Consider the following 21482-nt stretch of genomic DNA (forward strand, 5'->3'; position numbering starts at 1 on the left):
TACCTCGAGCGGCACCCGGCTTGCCGTACGAGGAGTTCGCCGGTCCTGAACAGGTGTTCCGGGCGGCGCCGCCCGATGGTTGAGATGTCCGCGACTCTCGAGCAGCTGCCCTGGCGAGACTTCGTTCAGCCGTGCTTCTCGTCTCCCGGAACACACGCTGGGCCGGGGTCGCGCGAGACGTGGAGATCCTCGTCGCTGCGCCCCGGCCTTCGCACGGCCATCGTCCACTTCAGCCAGGTCGGGCGCCGCAGCCGGCGACGTCCGCTCTCATGCTCCCGGGGTCATCCGGCGGCCAGAGTCGTCCACTTCTGGTTGGAGCCGCCGTGGCAGTCCCACAACTGGAGCTGCGTGCCGTCGGCCGTGGAGGAGCCCGGCACGTCGAGGCAGCGGCCGGAGGCGGGGTTGCGGTAACCACCGTTGTAGGGCTGCCACTTCTGGTTGGAGCCGCCGTTGCAGGCCCAGATCTGCACCTTGGTGCCGTTCGCGGTGCCCCAGCCGGCGGCGTCGAGGCACTTGCCCATGGAGCGCAGGGTGCCGTCGGTGTAGGCGGACCAGAGCTGGTTGGCGGTGTTGGCGCAGCCCCAGGTCTGAACGGCGGTCCCGTCAGCGGTACCGGCGCCGTTGACATCCAGGCACTTGCCGGCGATGCCGGAGGACACGCGCGTGGGGCTGGGGGCGGGGTTCCTCAGCCACCCGGCGCCGTCCGCGGCCCGGATGCCGCGATGGAAGGCGTCGGCCATCTTCTGGTACCCCGCGTCGTTGGGATGCAGTGCGTCGGCCAGGTCGGCCGTGGTCAGGCCGCCCATGTCCACGTACGCGACGTGCTTGCCCGCGGCCTGTGCGTCCTTCACGATCTGGGGGATGGCCTGGTTGTACGCGCCACGGTACTGCTCCTCCGAACCGCTGGTGGACACCACCAGGGAAGCCACGAGGACGGTTGCGTCGGGGGCGGCGGCGGTGATCCGGTCGATCAGCGATCTCAGCCGGGCGGTGGCGGTGGAGACCTGGTAGCTCTCGTTGAGGTCGTTGGTGCCGATCTCCAGCGTCACGACGTTTGGCCGGTATCGGGTCAGTGAGGCGTCGGCGAGCGCGGCGATCTGGTGGATCTTGTACCCGGAGTGGCCTTCATTGTCGGGGTCGGACATCGAACCGCCCCGCAACGTGCCCACGAAGTCAAGCGGATGGCCGTCTGCCGCGAGCTTGTTCCACAGCGGCCCCCGGTAACCGTCGCCCTTACTGCTTCCCACTCCCCAGGTGATCGAGTCGCCCAACGGCATGACCCGCAAAGGCGTGGTCGAGGCGGCGGAGGCGGGGCCCACTCCAGCCGCCGTCAACCCGAGCGCCACGGCGACAAGCGTGATCAGGGAGAGCAGCCAAGGCATTCTCATGCAGGAGTCCTCTTCTGCGAGTGATTGCTCGGTCAACGGGGCGAAGCCGTCCGGTGGTTGATGCCTCCAGCCGGGCGAGTACGTGTGGGGCGCCGTCACGACGACACCGGATACGTCCCCTCCAACGGCTGCCGCGGCCACGCGAGTTGCGGATGCCGGTAACCGGCGCTTGTCGGTCGACGGCGACTTGGGCACATCGCTGGTGCGGAAAGGAACAGGGGAAACGCAGGGCCACGCTTGAAGGTCGGTCACGACGCCCTGGGCTGTCAACCATGGTGCAGGGATGAAAGTGCCATGTGACGGGGATGTTCAAGCCGCTTGGTGCACTTTTGCTGTGTATTACGCGCCATCAGACATGCGATGTCTATCGGGGTGTGGGTGAGGTGTTCCTTCACGCAGGCGGTGCTGGGTCAGTGGTGGTGGCCGCCCGGCCGGTCGGCTGGAGGACGCGAAACGAGGGCCGCAGGCGACGTTGCCGGGAAGAATGGCCGCCATGACGTACGAAGGCTCCTCCATCGACCCGGCCAAGCCCAGCATCGCCCGCGTCTACGACTACCTGCTCGGCGGCAAGGACAACTACGCCGTGGACCGTGAGATCGGCGATGTGTTCAAGCGCGACCTGCCCGGTTCGGTGGCCATCGCCTTCGCCAACCGCGCGGCCCTGACCCGGGCGATCAGGGAGATCGCGAAGACCACCGGCATTCGGCAGTTCATCGACTTGGGCAGTGGCCTGCCGACCGCGGACAACGTGCACCAGGTCGCGCAACGGCACGCTCCCGAGTCCCGGGTCGTCTATGTCGACATCGACGACCAAGTGCTGGTCCACGGCCGCGCACTGCTGGAGGACAACGACCGGACCCGCGTCATCGCGGTCGATGTGCGCAACCCCGAAGACGTCCGCTCTCACCCCGCCACGCTCGAAATCATCGATTTCGCTCGTCCCGTCGCCGTCATCCTCAGCGCCATCCTCCACCACGTCAACGATGACGAGGAGCCGGCCGGCATCGTCCGGTACTGGCGCGACCACGTCCCCTCCGGAAGCCACTTCTTCATCAGCCACTTCCGCTCCGGCAACAACCCGGAGACCGCGGAGGCCGAGAAGGTCCTCCAGCAGACGTTCGGCCGCGGCCGGTGGCGCACGGACGCGGAAATCGCCTCCCTGCTGGAGGGCCTGGAGATCCTCGACCCCGGGATCGTCCCCGCGTCCCTGTGGCGACCCGACGAGACCGACAACCCGTGGAACGGTGACGCAAGACGAGAGCTCACGGTCTGGGAACATCTCATCGCCGCCGGACTGGCCCGGAAAGCCTAGACGTGATGGGACGACCTGCGAACACTGGACTTGTTCGAGTGACTCCATCGAGCGATTAAGTCGCTAAGATACGTCCATGGCGCATGTCTCGGCGGCCGAGCGCCGTCCCCAACTGATCAAGGCAGCGATCGACCTCATGGCGAGGGACGGAGTCGCTGCCGGAAGCACCCGTGCGATCGCGGCGGAACTCGGGGTGGCGCAGGCCACCGTGCACTACACCTTCGGTACCAAGGAGGACCTGTATCGAGCGGTCATCGAGCATCTCACTCAGGAGCTGGTGGAGCAGGTGCGGCAGGCGGCGCCGACCGATGCGGGCTTCGAGGAAACCATCGCAGTGCTGGCTTCCGCGCTGTGGCGCACCGTGCGTGACCAGTCGAAAAGCTACCAACTGCTGACTGAGCTCACCATGTTCGCGCTCCGTTCCCCCCACCTCCGTGAGGCTCTCGAGGTGCACAACCTCGGTGTGACGAGCGTGACCGCGGAGCTTGTGGCGAAAGCGGCTGAGCGGACTGGACAGGAACTGGCCCTGTCGGCAGACATGATCGCGAGGTTCTTCCTCGCGGGCTTTGATGGGCTCGTGCTGCAGCGCCTGACCCATCCCGATGACGAGGCTGAGCTGTCGTGCCTGCAGGCCTTGGTTTCCTCCTCGGTGGAGCTGGCTCGTGGACGTGTCGAGATGGTGACCGTTCCGCGCGACCTCGCTACGGGAAGTCCGCCGAACAGCTGATGGCTACTGGCTCGGCTCGCACGACTTAACGAAGCACCACTATCCGCCGAGAATCTCCGCCAGGTCGTAGCGGACCGGCTCCTCCAGTTGCGCGTAGGTGCAGCTCTCGGGAGTCCGGTCCGGGCGCCAGCGGCGGAAACGGGCAGTGTGCCGGAAGCGCTGCCCGTTCTCCATGTGGTCGTACGCCACCTCGGCCACCCGGTCCGGCCGGAGCGGCACCCACGACAGGTCCTTGCGGCCGGACCAGCGGCTCGGCGCTCCCGGCAGCCGGGCCTTCTCGTGAGCGGCCTCCTCGGACCAGGCCGCCCACGGATGCCCTGCCACGTCGTCCAGGCGCAGCGGCTCCAGCTCCTCCACGAGCTCGGCGCGCCGCTTCATCGTGAAGGCGGCGGACACCCCCACGTGCTGGAGGGTGCCCCGCTCGTCGTACAGGCCGAGCAGCAGTGAACCCACGACCGGGCCGCTCTTGTGCAGGCGGTACCCGGCGACCACGACGTCCGCCGTCCGCTCGTGTTTGATCTTGAACATGGCGCGTTCGTCCGGCCGGTAGCGCACGGCCGGCGGCTTGGCGATGACACCGTCGAGCCCGGCTCCCTCGTACTCCTGGAACCACTGCCGCGCCACCTCGATGTCGGTGGTCGCCGGGGCCAGGTGCACCGGCGCCCGCACCCCGGACAGCTCGGCGGTCAGCCGCTCCCGCCGCTCGGTCAGCGGCGCGTCCATCAGCGACTCGTCGCCCAGCGCCAGCACGTCGAACACGACGAGCGACGCCGGGGTCCGCTCCGCCAGCGTCCGCACCCGCGAGTCCGCCGGATGGATCCGCTCCGTCAGCGCGTCGAAGTCCAGGTGCCCCTCCCGCGCGATCACGATCTCCCCGTCCACCACGCACCGCTCGGGCAACCGCTCCCGCACGGCGGTGACGAGCTCGGGGAAGTACCTGGTCAGAGGCTTTCCGGTGCGGCTGCCCAGCTCGACCTCGTCCCCGTCGCGGAACACGATCGCCCGGAAGCCGTCCCACTTCGCCTCGTACTGCATGCCCGCGGGGATCGCCGCCACCGACTTGGCGAGCATCGGCAGGACAGGGGGCATCACCGGCAGGTCCATGGATCGATTCTGCTCTGCTGTTCCCCGAGCCGCCCGATATGCGAGGTGTGCGGGCTACGCCTACCGTGGCGGGCATGGGTGACGCGGTGGAACTGGAGGTGGACGGCCGGACCGTACGGCTGTCCAGCCCGGACAAGATGTTCTTCCCGGAGCGCGGCTTCACCAAGCTGGACCTCGCGCGCTACTACATCGCCGTCGGTCCCGGCATCCTGCGCGCCCTGCGCGACCGGCCGACCACCCTGGAGCGCTACCCGGAAGGCGTGAACGGCGAGAACTTCTTCCAGAAGCGGGCGCCGAAGAACATGCCCGACTGGATCCCGACCGCGCACATCACCTTCCCCAGCGGCCGCAGCGCCGACGAGATGTGCCCCACCGAGGCGGGAGCGGTGGTGTGGGCCGCCCAGTTCGGCACCCTCACCTTTCACCCCTGGCCGGTACGCCGCGACGACGTCGACCACCCGGACGAGCTCCGCATCGACCTCGACCCGCAGCCCGGCACCGACTACGACGACGCCGCCCGCGCCGCCCACGAACTGCGGCAGGTGCTCGACGAGTTCGGCGGACTGCGCGGCTTCCCCAAGACTTCGGGCGGCCGCGGCCTGCACGTGTTCGTGCCCATCGAAGCGCGCTGGACCTTCACCCAGGTCCGGCGCGCCGCCATCGCCGTCGGCCGGGAGATGGAACGGCGGATGCCGGAGCACGTCACCATCAAGTGGTGGAAGGAGGAGCGCGGCGAGCGCATCTTCCTGGACTACAACCAGACGGCCCGCGACCGCACGATCGCCTCCGCCTACTCCGTACGCCCCCGCCCGCACGCCCCCGTCTCCGCACCCCTGCGCTGGGACGAGGTCGGCATCGCGCACCCCCGGGACTTCGACCTCGCGACCATGCCCGCGCGCTTCGCCGAACTCGGCGACGTGCACGCGGACATGGACGACAAGCGCTACTCGCTGGAAGCCCTGCTCGACCTGGCCCGCCGCGACGAACACGATCACGGACTGGGCGATCTGCCGTACCCGCCCGAGTATCCGAAGATGCCGGGGGAGCCCAGACGGGTACAGCCGAGCAGGGCCCGCAAGGAGAAGGAGCCCCCTACAGCTCCTTGATCCGGATGTCGCGGTACGAGACCACGTCCGTCGTGCCGTGCACCTGGAGCCCGATGTAGCCGGAGGCGAACCGCCGCCCGTCCGTGCCCGGGTCGTCCGACCGGGGCGGGCTGAACTCCTGACCGCCGGTGTTGTCGAACTCGTTGATCAGCACACCGTTGCGGAACACCGAGTAGTGCTGGCCTTCCACGCGGATCTCGTAGTCGTTCCAGGTGCCCTTCTGCGTCACGCCGGCACCGGCGAGACCGACGCGGTCGAACCCGTAGACCGATCCCGTCTTGTACATGTCGCCGTCGGGCCGGTCGAGCACCTGCACCTCGTGCCCGTACTTGATGGCGACCCACTCCGGGCGCGACTCCTCGGGGTGGTCGTGGACCCACGGGAAGCGCACGAACACACCGGAGTTGGCGTTGCCCGCCCCCGGGGCGTCGTCACGCCACTGCAGCTTCAGCGAGAAGTCGCCGTACTTGCGCTGCGGGAACCACAGCATGCCCATCCCGGGCGTCGTGGTGCTGGAGGTGATCGTCCCGTCCGGGTTCAGCCCGAACGAACCACCGCCCACCTGCTGCCACTTGGCGAGGGACTCCGCGGTGCCGTCGAAGAGCGAGCGGTAACCCTCGGTCTGCCCCGGCTTGCCGATGCCCGACGCGCGGGCCGCCTTCCGGATCGCCTTGGACTCCCGCTCGTCGATCACGCCTTGTCCGAGCAGCGTGTCCAGGACGGAGTTCACGTGCTTGAGGAACAGTGCCTGGGACGTCCACTCCTTCTCGTCCTCGATCAGCTCGCCGATCCGGCAGCGGTTGTCGGTGACCCGGTTGCGCACCCCGGAGTCGACCGTACCCACGATCACCGTCAACCGCTCGTCGTACTCCGGGCAGTTCGGCGCCGGGACCTGACCGGAGACGACCGTGAAGGTCACCGTGCGGGCCGCCGCGGTGTTCCCGGCCTTGTCCGTCGCCCGGTACGCCACGGTGTGCGCGCCCGCCCGGTCGACCACCACCGGTGCCGTGTACGCGAGGTAGGGCCCGCCGTCGAGCGAGTACTCGATCCTCTCGACGCCCGAACCGTGCGCGTCGGTCGCCGTGACGGTCACCCGGGCGCTGTTGACGTACGCCCCCGCGGAGTTCTTCGTGCCCTCCACGCTCACGCCCGTCACCGGCGGAGTGGTGTCCTCGGGCGGCGCCGCGACGACCGTGAACCGCACGCTCTTCTCCGCCGCCACATTGCCCGCCTTGTCGGTGGCCCGGTAGCGGACGGTGTGCTCACCCACCTGGTGCACCATCACGGGTGCGGTGTACGGCTGCCAGGCGCCCGAACCGACCGCGTACTCGATCGTGTTGACCCCCGACCCCGTGTCGGAGGCCGAGACGGTGACCGTCGCCATGTCGATGAACGCCCCGTCGGCGTCGCGCTCACCGCTCACCGTCGCCGAGGTCTGCGGCGCGGTGGTGTCGTCCGACTGCGGCGCGACGACCGTGAACTGGACGCTCTTCTCCGCGGAGACGTTCCCCGCCTTGTCGAACGCCCGGTAGCGGACCTTGTGGCTGCCGACCTGGTCGACGACCACCGGCGCGGTGTACGGCTGCCAGGCACCCGCGTCGCCGACCGCGTACTCGATCCGGTCGACGCCCGAGCCGCCCTCGTCGGTGGCGTGCAGTGCCAGGCTCGCCGAACCGACGTACGAACCCTGCGTGTTCTGCGTGCCGCTGACGTGCGCCGACGCCTCGGGCGCCGTGGTGTCCTCGCCGGTGCCCTCGGTCACCGTGAGGATGCCCTGCATCTGGCCGTGGCCGGGGATCGTGCAGTGGTAGAAGTACCGGCCGGGCGTGAGCGTGACCTGGGCGGTGTGCTTGCCGCCCTGGGCATCGTTCGGGTTCGCCAGGATGTTGAGCTGCACGTCGCTGTTGAACTCGGGGTCGCTGGTCACGAACGTCAGCGTGTGCGGCATGCCCGTGGTGTTGCCGGTGGCCGCGCTGTTCTCGAAGACGATCGTGGCCGCGCCGGCGACCGCCGTCTTCGGCGCCGAGAGGTACTTGTCGATGTCGTTGCCGGCCGTCCAGGTGAGCACCTGGTCGGCGGCCTCCTTCCCGGGCTGCCCGGCGGCGGGCAGCGCCTGCACGCCGAGCATCATCAGCAGGGCGGCCAGCAGGGCGGCCCAGACTCTTCGGTGCCGGATCACTCGGTCCCCCTCGCCAGCTGGCCGACGGCCGGAGTGGGCCCGCCGCCCTTGTAGGTGACCCGCCACAGCGCCGACTTGGAGTCCGAGGTGAAGAAGCCGCGCCCGTAGTCGAGGACGTACAGCGCGCCGTCCGGACCGAACTTCCAGTCCATCAGGTTCCTGATGCCGTCGTTGCCGACCGGCACGATCTTCTTCAGCGACTCCGCGTGCACCGGCAGACCGCCGTCTCCTTGCGTCTTCGGGTCCATGAGCACCGCGTTGCGCGGCTGGTCGGCGTCGTAGAAGTCACCGACGAACCACTTGCCGTCCCAGTACGCCGGCCACTTCACGGTGCTGTCGGCCGCGACCGTGCCGTAGCGGTAGACCGGCCCGTTCATCGCGGCCTGCCCGCCGCCCTTCAGCCAGGGCAACCTGTACGTGGCCTCCGCCGGCTTGTACGACGGGACGCCGTTCGCGTCCCGCGGGTAGTCCGGGCCGCCGCCCGAGGGTGAGTACCAGATGTTGCTGCCGGTCACCGGCGGCAGATTGACCAGGCCGTCGTTGTTCGGCGACTCGTTCTTCGGGTGGTCGCAGTCGTACCAGCCCAGCGGCTTGGACGGGTCCGGCAGATTGCGGTCCCGGTAGGGCTGCTTGTTGCCCATGCAGTACGGCCAGCCGCGGTTGCCCGCCTCGGTGATGGCGGCGAAGGTGTCGTACTTCGCCGGGCCCCAGGTCGTCGAGGGCGCACTCGCGTCCGGGCCGACCCAGCCCGCGTAGAGCACGTCGGTCGACTTGTCGACGGAGATGCGCGCCGGGTTGCGTACGCCCATCACATAGATCTCGCCGCGGGTCTTGCCGCCGCCCTCGTCGGTCTCCTTCCCGGTGAAGAGATTGCCCTGGGGGAGCGTGTACGTCCCGTCCGGCTCCGGGTGGATGCGCAGGATCTTGCCGTTGAGGTTGTTGGTGTTGCCCGCGGTGCGGCGCGCGTCCGCGAAGGAGACGCCCTTGTAGTTCGGCTCCGGGTTGTTGCCCGAGTAACCGGAGCTGAAGCCACTGGAGTTGTTGTCGCCGGTGGCGATGTACAGGTTGCCCTTGGAGTCCCAGGCCATCCCGCCGCCCGCGTGACAGCAACTGTGGATCTGCACCGGCCACTTCAGCAGGACCTTCTCACTGGCGAGGTCCAGCTTGTTCGTGGTCCGGTCGAGCGTGAACCGGGAGACTCGCCGCTCCGCCATCCGCGTCTCGCGGTTGATCCGCTCGTGCGGCGTGTAGTGCAGATACACCCAGCCGTTCTGCGCGAACCCGGGGTCCAGCTCGATGCCGAGCAGCCCCTCCTCGACCTTGACCAGCTCGTCGCCGCCGCCCTTGTTGCCGAAGACGGTGAGCGCCCCGGCCAGGCTGACCTGCTTGGTCTTCGGGTCGTAGACGTGGATCTCGCCCTTGCCCTTGCCGATGCCGGGGTTGTTCCAGTCGGTGATCACGGGCTGTGAGGAGTCCGCGCCGCCCCGGCCGATGTAGAAGACCCGGCCGTCGGGCGCGGTGACCATCCCGTGCGGCTCGCCGATCTGGTCGTTCAGTCCCGGCTGGTTGGGCTTGGTCAGCCGCTCCGCCGCGTAGTGGGCGTTGATGGTGGCCTTGCAGTCGGCCTGCTCAAGCCGGGTCGTCCACATCAGCGCGCCGCGCAGATGGTCGCGGAAGTCGGCCTCGTCGTACGACGACACCGTCCCGCCCATGCCGGTGTAGAAGGAACGGCCGCCGTCGTAGTCACGGCACCAGCTGACCGGATGGTCCCAGCCGTTGGAACCCGTGCCCGGCCGGTACGTCGACTCCCGGACGCGGGCCACCGTGTGCACGTCGCCCGAGGGGTTCTTCACCCAGTTCAGCCACTGGTCCGGGCGCTTCCACTGCACCGGCAGGCCCTTGGTGGCGGGGTGCGTGCGGTCACCGACCTCGACGGTCGCCCGCTGCACGGCCGTCGGGCTCGACGCGGCGGGACGGGCGCCCACCAGGCCGGTGAACCAGTCCGAGTACGGCTCCGCGCGCGCCGCGTCATGAATGCCGACGAATCCGCCGCCGGCCTCCATGTAGGCCTCCAGACCCGCCTCCTGCTCCGCGTCGAGGACATCGCCCCCGCCGGTCAGGAACACGATCGCGTTGAAGCGGCCGAGCCTCGTCTCGTCCGTGAACACCGAGGCGTCACCGGTGGCCTGCACCTGGAAGCGGCGGTTCGCCGGGCCCGACAGGCCGATGTCCTCAATGGCCTCGATCCCGGCGTTCACGACCGGCGACTCCTCCCCGGCCGCCGCGGAACCGTGGAAGATCAGCACCCGTACGTTCGCGCCGCCCGGCGGCGACTTGATCGACATCGTTGTCAGCGGGGGTTCGGGAAAAGGGCGCGCGTTCGCGGCCGGGCCCGACAGCAGCCCGGCGGTCACGACCCCGGCGGCGACGGACGCCGCCCAGACGCGTCTTGACTTGCTCAACCCTCGTAAGTGCATGGGCACCTCCTCGGTCACAGCAACACCGCCAAGGAAGCTAAACCCCTTTGCATGTCTCGCCAATACCTATGACCGGTATGGCGCCAACTTTGTCTTGAGTGTGGATAAACGGGTGTGCGGCCGGTACCGTCTCACAGGTTCATCACAGGTACGCCTCCGTAAATGCCTTACCAGGGTGGGGAGTTCCGCATGGACAGACGCAGCTTCAACCGGCGGGTCCTGCTGGGTGGCGCGGCCGTCGCGACGTCGCTGTCCGTGGCGCCGGAGGCCGTGAGCGCCGTCGGGCCCGCGAAGACGGCTCCTGCCGGGGGCGAGGTGAAGCGCATCAAGCTCTTCGCCGAGAAGCTCCCCGACGGGCAGATGGGCTACGGCCTGGAGAAGGGCAAGGCGAGCATTCCGGGGCCGCTGATCGAACTCAACGAAGGCGACACGCTGCACGTCGAGTTCGAGAACACCATGGACGTCGGGGTGAGCCTGCACGTCCACGGCCTGGACTACGAGATCACCAGCGACGGCACGAAACTGAACCGCAGCCACGTCGAGCCGGGCGGCACCCGCACCTACACCTGGCGCACTCATGCCCCCGGCCGCCGCAAGGACGGCACCTGGCGCTCGGGCAGCGCGGGCTACTGGCACTACCACGACCACGTCGTCGGCACGGAACACGGCACCGTGGGGCTGCAGAAGGGCCTCTTCGGCCCGGTCGTCGTCCGCCGCAAGGGCGACGTCCTGCCCGATCGCACGCACACCGTCGTCTTCAACGACATGCGGATCAACAACAAGCCGCCGCACTCGGGTCCGAACTTCGAGGCCACGGTGGGCGATCGCGTCGAGTTCGTCGTGATCACGCACGGCGAGTTCTACCACACGTTCCACATGCACGGTCATCGCTGGGCGGACAACCGCACGGGCATGCTGACCGGTCCCGAGGACCCCAGCCAGGTCATCGACAACAAGATCACGGGACCGGCCGACTCCTTCGGCTTCCAGGTGATCGCGGGGGAGGGGGTCGGCGCGGGCGCCTGGATGTACCACTGCCACGTCCAGAGCCACTCCGACATGGGGATGGTCGGACTGTTCCTGGTGAAGAAGCCGGATGGGACCATTCCGGGGTACGAGCCGCACGACCACGGTCAGGAACCGCCCGGCGGCCACGAGCACTGACGGGCGGTCGCTCCCCCGAGCGCACGAGAGCGCTCTCACCGCGCTGCGTCCCAGGGCTATCCTGATCCGCACCCGCAGGTGAGGAGCCCGAAGTGACCGACACAGCGCCGCGTCCCACCCTGGAGGCCGTGGCCGCCCGGGCCGGTGTCTCGCGGGCCACCGTGTCCCGCGTGGTCAACGGCGGGGACGGGGTACGGGACGTCCTCGTGGAGCGGGTCCGCAAGGCCGTCGACGAGCTCGGGTACGTGCCCAACCAGGCCGCCCGCTCCCTGGTCACCCGACGCCACGACGCGATCGCGGTCGTCGTCGCCGAACCGGAGACCCGGGTCTTCGCCGACCCGTTCTTCGCGCTCCAGCTGCGCGGCATCAGCAAGGAGCTCACCGCCCACGACAACCAGCTCGTGCTGCTGCTGACCGAGGGCCGGGACGACCACGCCCGGGTCGGCCGCTACCTCGCCGGCGGGCACGTCGACGGGGCCCTCGTGTTCTCCCTGCACCTGGACGACCCGCTGCCGGAGCTGATCCAGCGGGCCGGTGTCCCCACCGTCTTCGGCGGCCGGCCCGGCTGGGGCGGCGACCGGCGCGACGTGGTCTACGTCGACAGCGACAACCGAGGCGGCGCCCGTGACGCCGTGCGGCACCTGGCAGGGCTCGGCCGCACCCGGATCGCGCACATCACCGGCGCCCTCGACCAGACCTCCGCCGCGGACCGCCTCGACGGCTACCGGGACGTCATGGTGGACGCCGACCCGCGGCTGATCGCCGAGGCCGACTTCACCCCGGCCGGCGGCGAACGGGCGATGCGCGAGCTCCTTGAGCGCTGCCCGGACGTGGACGCGGTGTTCGCCGCCAACGACCTCATGGCCTCCGGCGCGCTGCGCGTCCTGCGCGCCTCCGGCCGCCGCGTCCCCGACGACGTGGCCGTGATCGGCTTCGACGACATGCGGCCCGTCGCGGAACAGACCGACCCCCCGCTCACGACGGTCCGTCAGGACATCGAGGAGATGGGCCGCCTGATGGCCCGCCTGCTGCTGCGCGGCCTCGACCGGGACGCCCCGCGGGAGGGCGTCGGAGCGCCCCCGTCGAGCGTGGTGCTGCCGACGACGCTGGTGCGGCGCGGGTCGGCCTAGCGCCCGCGCCGCCGGGAAGGGTCCGGACGGCGTGCCCCGGTCGGCCTCAGCCCTGCTGCGGCTCGCTGCGGACCACCGCGAAGCGGGCGCCGTAGGGGTCGGTGAGTTTGGCGAGGCGGCCGACGGACGGCAGGTCCGTGGCCGGGAGGCGGACCGTGCCGCCCAGCTCCTCGGCCCTGGCGACGACGGCGTCCGTGTCGGCGACCTCGAAGTACGGCAGCCAGTACGCCTCGTTCTCCGCCGGGTCGTCGGCCAGGGGTACGACACCGCCGAACATGGCGTCCTCGCCCAGTCCGGCGGGAGTGAACGCGGTGTACGCGCCGCCGGCGAAGTCGGCGCCGAAGGTCTCCAGACCCAGCACGGAGTGGTAGAAGGCCGCCGCGGCCGGGACGTCCGCCGTGTACAGCTCGACCCAGCACAGCGAGCCGTGCTCCTGGACGACCTCCAGACCCTTGTTGCGGCCCGGCTGCCACAGCCCGAAGGGCACCCCGGCCTGGTCGGCGAGGATCGCCATCCGGCCCAGGTCCTGGACGTCCATCGGCTGCACCGTCACCGCACCGTGTGCCTGCTCGGCCGCCCGCGCCGTGGCGTCCGCGTCCGGCGCCTGAAAGTACACCGTCCAGGACGGCGGGCCCTGCTCCGGCGTGGTCTGCATGCCCCCGGCGGCCGTCCTGCCGCCGAGCTGGAACAGGCCGTACCCTCCGACCTCCGGGCCGCCCGGCTGGAACCGCCAGCCGAACAGTCCGCCGTAGAAGGCGGCGGCGCCGTCGATGTCGGGGGTGCCGAGATCGATCCAGTTCGGAGCGCCGGTGACATAACGGGTGGTGAGCATCGTCGCCCTCCTCGCGCAGGGGCCCGTCGTCTGCACTGCCGAGTCTCGCACCGCCCGGTGACGACCGCCGCCGGAGCGCCGCCTGGCGTGGCCCCCCGCGTGTGCGCGCGCCGCCGTGCGTCCTTCTGTCCGGCGGGCCATCATCGAGGGCCGGGAGGGGTGAACGCGCTGTTGATCCCGCGTTGATCGAACGTTTTTCGCCGCCCGCGACGCTCTCGGTCATGCACATCGACACCATCACCTCACCCGAACTCGAATGGCAGCACGAGGCATTGTGCGCGCAGACGGGGGCGGACTTCTTCTTCCCCGAGCCGGGCAGTTCGGTGCGGGAGGCGAAGCGGATCTGCGGTATGTGCCCGATCCGGGCGGCCTGCCTGGCGTACGCGCTGGACCACGACGAGCGCTTCGGCGTCTGGGGCGGCCTTTCGGAGAAGGAGCGGCTGCAGCTGCGGCGGGTGCCGCGGTAGCCGCCGCGGGGCCGGGTTCCCGGCCCCGCGCTGTCCGTCGCCGGTAGCGCACGAGGCCCCGGCCGCTCGTGGCGGCCGGGGCCTCGTGGCCGTACGGGCGGGTCGGCGTCAGGCGCCGGCCCGGGCGGCCATGCGCGCCTTGCGGGCGGCCAGCCTCTCGTCGAACTTCGACGCCTCGGAGTCCAGACCGCCCATGAACAGCCCGAGCTCCTCCTGCGCCTTGCGGCCCTCGGGGCCCAGACCGTCGATCTCCATGATCTTCAGGAAGCGCAGCACCGGCTGGAGCACGTCGTCGTGGTGGATGCGCATGTTGTAGATCTCGCCGATCGCCATCTGCGCGGCGGCCCGCTCGAAGCCGGGCATGCCGTGGCCGGGCATCCGGAAGTTCACGATGACGTCGCGCACCGCCATCATCGTCAGATCGGGCGCCAGCTCGAAGGCCGCCTTCAGCAGGTTCCGGTAGAAGACCATGTGCAGGTTCTCGTCGGTGGCGATGCGCGCCAGCATGCGGTCGCAGACCGGGTCCCCGGACTGGTGGCCGGTGTTGCGGTGCGAGACGCGGGTCGCGAGCTCCTGGAAGGCCACGTAGGCGACCGAGTGCAGCATCGAGTGCCGGTTGTCCGACTCGAAGCCCTCGCTCATGTGGGACATCCGGAACTCCTCCAGCTTGTCCGGGTCCACCGCGCGCGAGGTGAGCAGGTAGTCACGCATCACGATGCCGTGCCGGCCCTCCTCCGCGGTCCAGCGGTGCACCCAGGTGCCCCAGGCGCCGTCGCGGCCGAACAGCGAGGCGATCTCGTGGTGGTAGCTGGGCAGGTTGTCCTCGGTGAGAAGGTTGACGACGAGCGCGATGCGTCCGATCTCGGTGACCTTGGACTGCTCCTTCTCCCAGGCCTCGCCGTCCTCGAAGACACCGGGGAAGTTGCGGCCGTCGGTCCACGGCACGTACTCGTGCGGCATCCAGTCCTTGGCGACCTTCAGATGCCGGTTGAGTTCCTTCTCGACCACTTCCTCCAGGGCGTACAGCAGCTGAGCGTCGGTCCAGGCGCCGGCCGGGCTGCCGAGGTGGGGAGTGGTGATCGTCATGGACTCTCCAGGGGGACAAGCGTACGAGCGATGAGCAGTAAACCTACGGCATCGTAGGCTACGTATCCGTAGGTTACGATGCCGTAGGTTAAGTGTGCTGTAAAGGCCGCTGAGCAGCAGGGTCGCCCGGTGATGCGTCAACTCCCCGGACCCGCAGGTCGAGGGGCCGGACCAGGGATACGCGGGCCGCTCAGACGTACAGCTCCCGCAGCCGCACCGAGAGGCACGTCACACATCCTTCGAGCTTCTCGAACTCGCTGATGTCCACGACGACCGGTTCGTACCCGAGGTCGGCGAACAGCTCGGCGGTCTTCGGCGCGCTCGCCGCCATCAGCAGCTTGTCACCGCCGAGCAGGACCACGTGCGACCCCGCCTCCTCCGGGACCGGCAGGAAGCGCGCGAACAGCGACGGCGCGTCCATCTTCGGGATGTGCCCGATGACCGTGCCGTCGGGCAGCGCCGTGACCGCCGACTTCAGGTGCAGCACCTTGTTCACCGGCGCGGAGACGACCCGCGCGCCGAGCGGCTCGAACGCGGCGCGCAGCTGCCGGACGCCGGCGGCGTTGGTACGGCCGCCCCGGCCCACGTAGACCGTGTCGCCGATCTTCAGGACGTCTCCGCCCTCCAGGGTGGCCGGCTCCCAGATCCAGTTCACCGAGCAGCCCAGACCGGCCACGGCCTCCTCCACCCCGGCGGTCTCCTCCCGCCGGGAGTCGGCGCCCGGGCGCGCGATCAGGGCCACGTTCTTGTACATCACGACCGTGTCCTCGACGAACACCGAGTCGGGGCAGTCGTCGGCCGGGTCCACCTCGATGGTCTCCCAGCCGTGCGTGCGCAGGGCCTCCACGTACGCCTCCCACTGCTCGACGGCGAGGTCGGCGTCGACCTTCTCCCGCTCGATGTGCGTCACCAGCCCTTCGGCGAGACGCGGGCTGGGGCGGCGGACGAGGGCCTTCTTGCTGGGCACGAGCGTGACTCCGTATCGGATGGGACGGTCGGGACCGCACCGACGGAGCGCCCGGGATCGACCGGGACCCATCGGGCGTCGGCCGACCATCATGCAGGGCGGACGAGGGCGAGGACAGCCCCGGGGAGGGGCGGAGCGGGTGGAGGGGCCGAGCCACCGCCCACCGGGTACCCGACGATCGCCCCCTCCAACTCAGCCCACCGCCCCGGCCCCCGGCTCCCGCCCGCCCGGCGCCCCGGCCGGGTCCCTCGGCTCAGCTCACCGAGGCGGCCTCCCCGGCTCCCGCCCGCCCGGCGCCCCGGCCGGGTCCCTCGGCTCAGCTCACCGAGGCGGCCTCCCCGGCTCCCGCCCGCCCGGCGCTCCAACCGAGTTCCTCGGCACAGCCCACCGCCCCGGCCCCCGGCTCCCGCCCGCCCGGCGCCCCGGCCGGGTTCCTCGGCTCAGCTCACCGGCCCGGCCTCCTCCAGCCCTCGCCGCTGCGCCGGCGTCACCGCGGCGGCGGTCTCCCCCTGCTCGTCCGTACGCGGGCACTCGATCAGCCGGGCCGCGCGTTGACGTCGGTGTGGCTCCGGCTCACCGGCGGTGCCGCACCGCCCGCCGCAGATGCTCCCCGGTGAACGAACCCTCGGCCTCCAGCAGCCGCCGGGGCGTCCCCTCGAAGACGATCTCGCCGCCGTCCCGGCCGCCGCCCGGGCCGAGGTCGATCACCCAGTCCGCCCGGGCGATCACATCCAGGTTGTGCTCGACCACGACGACCGTGTTGCCCGAGTCCACCAGCCGGTCCAGCAGGGCGACGAGCCCCTCCACGTCCGCCATGTGCAGGCCGGTCGTCGGTTCGTCGAGCACGTAGACCGCCCCGGTACGGTGCAACCGCGTGGCCAGCTTGATGCGCTGCCGCTCGCCCCCGGAGAGGGTGGAGAGTGGCTGTCCGAGCGTCAGATACGTCAGGCCGACGTCCCGCAGGGCGCGCAGCCGCCGCCGTACGCCCGGGTCGTCGAAGAAGCCGAGCGCCTGCTCGGCCGTCATCTCCAGGACGTCCGCGATGGAACTGCCCCGTACGGTCAGCCGGAGCACCTCCTCCTTGAAGCGCCGCCCCTCGCAGGTGTGGCAGCTCGTCGTCACCGGGTCCATGAAGGCCAGGTCGGTGTAGATGAGGCCCCGGCCCTCGCAGGTGCCGCAGGCCCCGCCGGAGTTGAAGCTGAAGAGACCTGCTTCGGTCCCCGTCTCGCGGGCGAAGATCTTGCGGACCGTGTCCATGATCCCCAGGTAGGTCGCCGGGGTGGACCGGCCGGAGATGCCGATCGACGACTGGTCGACGACCACGGCTTCGTCGTGCGCCGCGGTGAACTCCCCGGCCAGGGTGCTCTTCCCGGACCCGGCGACCCCGGTCACCGCCGTGAGCACACCGGCCGGGAACCGTACGGTGACGTCCCGCAGGTTGTGCCGGCCGGCGCCCTTGACCCACAGCTCGCCGACGGGCTCCCGCACCTCGCTCTTGACCGCCGTACGGCGGCGCAGGCACCGCCCGGTGAGCGTGTCGGACGCCGCCAGGTCCTCCGGCGTTCCCTCGAACACCACCCTGCCGCCCCCGGCCCCGGCGCCCGGCCCCATGTCGACGACGTGATCGGCCAGTGCGATGACGTCCGGGTCGTGTTCGACGACCAGCACGGTGTTGCCCTTGTCGCGCAGCCGCAGCAGCAGGTCGCCGAGACGGCCCACGTCCCGCGGGTGCAGCCCGACGCTCGGCTCGTCGAAGATGTACGTCATGCCGGTCAGGCTGGAGCCCAGGTGCCGCACCGTCTTCAGCCGCTGCCCCTCCCCGCCGCTGAGCGTGGCGGTCTCCCGGTCGAGGCTCAGATAGCCGAGGCCGATCGCCTCGATGCGCTCCAGCGCGGTCACGGCGGCCGAGGCGACCGGCCGGGCCACCGGGTCGTCGATCTCCTTCAGTACGGTGATCAGATCCGTGACCTGCATGCGGGTGCAGTCGGCGATCGTCCGGCCGTTGACGCGGGTCGCGAGCGCCGCGGCGTTCAGACGTGCCCCATGGCAGACCGGGCAGGCCCCCTCCGCCAGGTACGCGCGGACCAGGTCCCGGGTCTTCTGGCTCATGGCCGACAGGTCCCGCTTCAGGTACAGCCGCTCGAAGCGGACGGCCAGCCCCTCGTACTCCGTGGTCCAGGTGCCGCCGCTGCCGTTGACGGTGACCTTGCTGCCCGGCCGCCCGCGCATCAGGAACTCGCGTTCCGCGGCGGTGAACCGCCCCACCGGCTTGTGCGGGTCGAGGTCGGTGCTGTTGGTGTACGCCTGCCCCTGCCAGGTGCCGGCGGCGAACGGCGGGAAGCGGACCGCCCCGTCCGCGAGGGAGCGGCCCGGGTCGAGGATGCGGTCCCAGTCGGGTCGCACCGTCCGGCCGAGGCCGTCGCACTCGGGGCACATGCCCGACGGGTCGTTGAACGAGTACGCCGTCGCCGGTCCGGCGCTCGGCGTGCCGTGCCGGGAGAACAGCACCCTGATCACCGAGTACACGTCCGTCATGGTGCCGACGGTCGACCGGGAGTGCCCGCCGACCTGCCGCTGATCGACCACGATCGCGGGGGTGAGGTCCTCCAGGCCGTCCGCGCGCGGCCGCTCGAACTTGGGCAGCCGGTTGCGGACGAACCAGGGGTAGGTCTCGTTGAGCTGGCGCTGCGACTCCACCGCGATCGTGTCGAAGACGACGGACGACTTCCCCGAGCCCGAAACGCCGGTGAACACCGTCAGCCGGCCTTTCGGGATGCGAAGGGTGACGTCCTTGAGGTTGTTCTCGCGGGCTCCGGTCAGGGTGATGGCATCGTGCGCGAAGTCGGTCATGCCACCGACGCTAGGAGGAAATCCCGACAGCGTCTGGCGTGATTTCCCTGAGTTCTCCTCCCTCCAGCAGCAGCCAGCGCGTGATGCCGATCGACTCCAGGAACGGCAGGTCGTGGCTGGCCACGACCAGCGCTCCCTCGTACGACTCCAGGGCCGTGGTGAGCTGCCGGACGCTCGCCATGTCGAGGTTGTTGGTCGGCTCGTCCAGCATGAGCAGCTGCGGTGCGGGCTCGGCCAGCATCAGCGCGGCCAGTGCTGCCCGGAAGCGTTCGCCGCCGGACAGGGTCGCCGCCTTCTGGTCGGCGCGGGCGCCCCGGAACAGGAAGCGCGCCAGCCGCGCCCGGACCCGGTTGTTGGTGGCGCCCGGAGCGAACCGGGCCACGTTCTCGGCGACGGACAGCTCCCCGTCGAGGACGTCGAGCCGTTGCGGCAGGAACCGCAGCGGGACGTGCGTCCGCACCTCGCCCGATTCCGGGGCGAGCTCCCCGGTGATCGTACGCAGCAGCGTGGTCTTGCCCGCGCCGTTGCGCCCGACCAACGCGACCCGCTCCGGCCCGCGCAGCTCGAAACCGCCCTTCACCCGGGCGCCGTACCGGAGCCCGAGATCCTGGAGGGTGAGCACGGTCCGCCCCGGCGGGACGGCCGTGTACGGCAGGTCGACGCGGATCTCGTCGTCGTCCCGTACGGCCTCCACCGCCTCGTCGAGCCGCTCCCGGGCCTCGGCGAGCTTCTCCTCGTGCATGATGCGGTGCTTGCCCGCGGACTCCTGCGCCGCACGCTTGCGCGCCCCCATGACGATCTTCGGCTCGCGCTTGCTGTCCCACATCTTCTGCCCGTACCGCTTGCGGCGGGCCAGTTTGACCTGGGCGTCGGCCAGTTCGCGCTTCTGCTTGCGGAAGTCGGACTCGGCGACGCGCACCATGCGCTCCGCCGCCTCCTGTTCGATCTCCAGTGCCTCCTCGTAGGCCGAGTAGTTGCCGCCGTACCAGGTGATCTCGACCACCCGTCTCGCACCGCCACCCTCGGCCGAGGCGCTGCGCGCCGCCGGATTCACCCGGCGCAGATCGGCGATCTGGTCGACGAGGTCCAGCAGTTCGCGGTCGTGGCTGACGACGACCATCACGCCCGGCCAGGACTGGACGGCCGCGTACAGCCGCCTGCGGGCGTACAGGTCGAGGTTGTTGGTCGGTTCGTCCAGCAGCAGCACGTCCGGCCGGCGCAGCAGCAGTGCGGCAAGGCGCAGCAGGACGGACTCGCCGCCGGACACCTCGCCGACGGTGCGGTCCAGTTCGACGTGACCCAGGCCGAGTTCGCCGAGCGTGGCGAGGGCGCGCTCCTCGACGTCCCAGTCGTCGCCGACGGTCTCGAAATGCGCCTCGGAGACGTCGCCGGACTCGATGGCGTGCAGGGCGGCGCGCTGTGCGGCGACGCCGAGAGCCTCGTCGACACGCAAGGTGGTGTCGAGCGTGACGTTCTGCGGGAGGTAGCCGACCTCGCCGGCCACGCGGACGGTGCCGTCGGCCGGTGCGAGTTCACCGGCGATCAGCTTCAACAGGGTTGATTTTCCCGACCCGTTGACGCCGACCAGACCGGTCCGGCCGGGCCCGAACGCGACGTCCAGGCCCTCGAAGACGGGACTGCTGTCGGGCCAGGTGAACGCAAGGGACGTGACGGTGATGGAAGTGGACATGGGGCCTCACTCGCGGTTGCTTGAAGCGGTCAGGGGCAAACGCGTGTCGAGACACCTGCGACCAGGGGAGGAGGCTCCATGGGCACATCACGGACATGAAAAATGCCCTGCACCGGGAGGACGGCTCGAACGCCGAGGTCGCACGCAGCGCACACCACAGAGGGATGTGACGCGGTGTCTCAGGACCTCAGACGAGCAACGTCCTTCTCCAATCGGCGGCAACAGGACGTTGTACACCGTACGAAGGCCCTGTGGGGCTGTCAACGCATTAACGTGCGACTCGATCTTTCTGCTCCGAGGAGGCCTCCCGTGCCGCACGGCCCGCTCTCGCTGCCGGCCCGGCTCTCTCTGCTGGCCTGGGACGCCGCACGGCCTGCGGCCGGCCGCGCCGCCCTGCGCCCCGACCTGGTGCGCGCCGGTGCCCTCGTCGAGCTGGCCCAGCGCGGGCTGCTGACCGACGCGGACGGTATCGCCACGCCGGTGGACCTGGACGCGAGGGCGGGTGATCCGGTCCTCGACGGGCTGCTGGACCTCGTCCGCGAGTCGTGCCCGCACCCCTGGCGGACCTGGGTGACGCTGCGGGCGCGGGTGACCTCCGACGCCGTGCGGGAGCAGCTGGTGGCCGAGGGGTACCTGCGGGCGGAGAAGCGCCGGGTGCTCGGGGTGTTCCCGTCCGTGGAGTACGCGCTGGAACGTGCGACCGTCGTGGCCGCGCTGCGGGAGGAGACCCGGCAGGTCCTTCGTGGGCCGTTGCCCGCCGCCATCTCCGATCGCGACGCGGCGGTCGCCGTGCTCGCCGCCGCTGCGGACCTCTTCGGCGAAAGCGCTCCCGGACAGCGCACCCGGGAACTGACCGAACGGGCCGGAGCGGCGACGCCCGGCCTGGGGAGTATCGTCCGCGAGGTGAGCCGGGCGGTGACCGCGGGGAGGTCACCGGATCCGGCAGCAGCCCGAGGATGATCCCCCCGCACGGTGGCGGGACGGTCAGCCGCGACGGAACAGG

16 protein-coding genes are annotated in these 21482 nt (G+C 70.4%); 7 read left to right on the forward strand and 9 right to left on the reverse strand.

What is annotated here, in order from left to right; all coding sequences use genetic code 11:
• Positions 1-281 precede the first annotated feature (281 nt).
• Positions 282-1388, reverse strand: coding sequence for a ricin-type beta-trefoil lectin domain protein (locus tag ACZ7EG_RS18425; protein ID WP_471079361.1), 1107 nt, complete (start codon positions 1386-1388; stop codon positions 282-284).
• A gap of 484 nt (positions 1389-1872) precedes the next feature.
• Between ACZ7EG_RS18425 and ACZ7EG_RS18430 the strand changes: the two genes are divergently transcribed.
• Both ACZ7EG_RS18430 and ACZ7EG_RS18435 read left to right on the forward strand, forming a co-directional pair.
• A complete protein-coding gene (locus ACZ7EG_RS18430; RefSeq protein WP_471079364.1) occupies positions 1873-2700 on the forward strand; it encodes an SAM-dependent methyltransferase in 828 nt (275 codons plus the stop codon).
• 76 nt (positions 2701-2776) lie between these two features.
• Positions 2777-3427, forward strand: a complete 651-nt coding sequence (locus ACZ7EG_RS18435; RefSeq protein WP_471079367.1) for a TetR/AcrR family transcriptional regulator — start codon at positions 2777-2779, stop codon at positions 3425-3427.
• A gap of 39 nt (positions 3428-3466) precedes the next feature.
• Here the strand turns inward: ACZ7EG_RS18435 and ACZ7EG_RS18440 are convergent, their stop codons facing one another.
• The gene (locus ACZ7EG_RS18440; RefSeq protein WP_471079370.1) at positions 3467-4531 is read right to left on the reverse strand and encodes an ATP-dependent DNA ligase; all 1065 of its coding nucleotides are present in this window, start codon (positions 4529-4531) and stop codon (positions 3467-3469) included.
• Between the two features lie 74 nt (positions 4532-4605).
• On the opposite strand from ACZ7EG_RS18440, the gene ligD reads away from it, so the two are divergent.
• Positions 4606-5637, forward strand: a complete 1032-nt coding sequence (gene ligD / locus ACZ7EG_RS18445) for a non-homologous end-joining DNA ligase (protein ID WP_471079374.1) — start codon at positions 4606-4608, stop codon at positions 5635-5637.
• Here ligD and ACZ7EG_RS18450 read toward each other — a convergent pair.
• Together ACZ7EG_RS18450 and ACZ7EG_RS18455 are read right to left on the reverse strand one after the other, a co-directional pair.
• A complete protein-coding gene (locus ACZ7EG_RS18450; RefSeq protein WP_471080385.1) occupies positions 5624-7768 on the reverse strand; it encodes an OmpL47-type beta-barrel domain-containing protein in 2145 nt (714 codons plus the stop codon). The genes ligD and ACZ7EG_RS18450 overlap by 14 nt on opposite strands.
• Before the next feature lie 44 nt (positions 7769-7812).
• Positions 7813-10293 carry a ThuA domain-containing protein gene (locus tag ACZ7EG_RS18455; protein ID WP_471079377.1) on the reverse strand — a complete coding sequence of 827 codons (2481 nt, stop codon included), beginning with the start codon at positions 10291-10293 and terminating at the stop codon, positions 7813-7815.
• A gap of 189 nt (positions 10294-10482) precedes the next feature.
• On the opposite strand from ACZ7EG_RS18455, the gene ACZ7EG_RS18460 reads away from it, so the two are divergent.
• Positions 10483-11457 carry a multicopper oxidase domain-containing protein gene (locus ACZ7EG_RS18460; RefSeq protein WP_471079381.1) on the forward strand — a complete coding sequence of 325 codons (975 nt, stop codon included), beginning with the start codon at positions 10483-10485 and terminating at the stop codon, positions 11455-11457.
• A 92-nt stretch (positions 11458-11549) separates the two neighbouring features.
• Positions 11550-12587, forward strand: a complete 1038-nt coding sequence (locus tag ACZ7EG_RS18465) for a LacI family DNA-binding transcriptional regulator (RefSeq protein WP_471079384.1) — start codon at positions 11550-11552, stop codon at positions 12585-12587.
• A 46-nt stretch (positions 12588-12633) separates the two neighbouring features.
• Here ACZ7EG_RS18465 and ACZ7EG_RS18470 read toward each other — a convergent pair whose 3' ends face one another.
• The gene (locus ACZ7EG_RS18470; RefSeq protein ID WP_471079387.1) at positions 12634-13419 is read right to left on the reverse strand and encodes a VOC family protein; all 786 of its coding nucleotides are present in this window, start codon (positions 13417-13419) and stop codon (positions 12634-12636) included.
• A gap of 221 nt (positions 13420-13640) precedes the next feature.
• Between ACZ7EG_RS18470 and ACZ7EG_RS18475 the strand changes: the two genes are divergently transcribed.
• Complete coding sequence (locus tag ACZ7EG_RS18475; RefSeq protein ID WP_471079390.1) at positions 13641-13886, forward strand: WhiB family transcriptional regulator; 246 nt, start codon at positions 13641-13643, stop codon at positions 13884-13886.
• A gap of 108 nt (positions 13887-13994) precedes the next feature.
• On the opposite strand, the gene ACZ7EG_RS18480 is transcribed toward ACZ7EG_RS18475, so the two are convergent.
• From ACZ7EG_RS18480 to ACZ7EG_RS18495, 4 genes are all read right to left on the reverse strand, one after another.
• The gene (locus ACZ7EG_RS18480) at positions 13995-14972 is read right to left on the reverse strand and encodes an acyl-ACP desaturase (protein WP_471079393.1); all 978 of its coding nucleotides are present in this window, start codon (positions 14970-14972) and stop codon (positions 13995-13997) included.
• Between the two features lie 190 nt (positions 14973-15162).
• Positions 15163-15939: a dimethylargininase gene (gene ddaH / locus ACZ7EG_RS18485; RefSeq protein WP_471079396.1), complete on the reverse strand. Its 777-nt coding sequence runs from the start codon at positions 15937-15939 to the stop codon at positions 15163-15165.
• Positions 15940-16512: 573 nt separating this feature from the next.
• Positions 16513-18789, reverse strand: coding sequence for an ATP-binding cassette domain-containing protein (locus ACZ7EG_RS18490; RefSeq protein ID WP_471079399.1), 2277 nt, complete (start codon positions 18787-18789; stop codon positions 16513-16515).
• Between the two features lie 10 nt (positions 18790-18799).
• Positions 18800-20479 carry an ABC-F family ATP-binding cassette domain-containing protein gene (locus tag ACZ7EG_RS18495; protein WP_471079402.1) on the reverse strand — a complete coding sequence of 560 codons (1680 nt, stop codon included), beginning with the start codon at positions 20477-20479 and terminating at the stop codon, positions 18800-18802.
• 309 nt (positions 20480-20788) lie between these two features.
• Here ACZ7EG_RS18495 and ACZ7EG_RS18500 point away from each other — a divergent pair, with 309 nt between their 5' ends.
• Positions 20789-21439, forward strand: a complete 651-nt coding sequence (locus tag ACZ7EG_RS18500; RefSeq protein ID WP_471079405.1) for a GOLPH3/VPS74 family protein — start codon at positions 20789-20791, stop codon at positions 21437-21439.
• Positions 21440-21482: the final 43 nt, after the last annotated feature.

It is taken from the genome of Streptomyces sp. NPDC037100, from assembly GCF_055606225.1.

Bases quoted from the DNA above. Each gene is read 5' to 3' on its own strand.
- ACZ7EG_RS18425 (WP_471079361.1), bottom strand. From the start codon at position 1,388: ATGAGAATGCCTTGGCTGCTCTCCCTGATCACGCTTGTCGCCGTGGCG.
- ACZ7EG_RS18430 (WP_471079364.1), top strand. From the start codon at position 1,873: ATGGCCGCCATGACGTACGAAGGCTCCTCCATCGACCCGGCCAAGCCC.
- ACZ7EG_RS18435 (WP_471079367.1), top strand. From the start codon at position 2,777: ATGGCGCATGTCTCGGCGGCCGAGCGCCGTCCCCAACTGATCAAGGCA.
- ACZ7EG_RS18440 (WP_471079370.1), bottom strand. From the start codon at position 4,531: ATGGACCTGCCGGTGATGCCCCCTGTCCTGCCGATGCTCGCCAAGTCG.
- ligD (WP_471079374.1), top strand. From the start codon at position 4,606: ATGGGTGACGCGGTGGAACTGGAGGTGGACGGCCGGACCGTACGGCTG.
- ACZ7EG_RS18450 (WP_471080385.1), bottom strand. From the start codon at position 7,768: ATGATGCTCGGCGTGCAGGCGCTGCCCGCCGCCGGGCAGCCCGGGAAG.
- ACZ7EG_RS18455 (WP_471079377.1), bottom strand. From the start codon at position 10,293: ATGCACTTACGAGGGTTGAGCAAGTCAAGACGCGTCTGGGCGGCGTCC.
- ACZ7EG_RS18460 (WP_471079381.1), top strand. From the start codon at position 10,483: ATGGACAGACGCAGCTTCAACCGGCGGGTCCTGCTGGGTGGCGCGGCC.
- ACZ7EG_RS18470 (WP_471079387.1), bottom strand. From the start codon at position 13,419: ATGCTCACCACCCGTTATGTCACCGGCGCTCCGAACTGGATCGATCTC.
- ACZ7EG_RS18475 (WP_471079390.1), top strand. From the start codon at position 13,641: ATGCACATCGACACCATCACCTCACCCGAACTCGAATGGCAGCACGAG.
- ACZ7EG_RS18480 (WP_471079393.1), bottom strand. From the start codon at position 14,972: ATGACGATCACCACTCCCCACCTCGGCAGCCCGGCCGGCGCCTGGACC.
- ACZ7EG_RS18490 (WP_471079399.1), bottom strand. From the start codon at position 18,789: ATGACCGACTTCGCGCACGATGCCATCACCCTGACCGGAGCCCGCGAG.
- ACZ7EG_RS18495 (WP_471079402.1), bottom strand. From the start codon at position 20,479: ATGTCCACTTCCATCACCGTCACGTCCCTTGCGTTCACCTGGCCCGAC.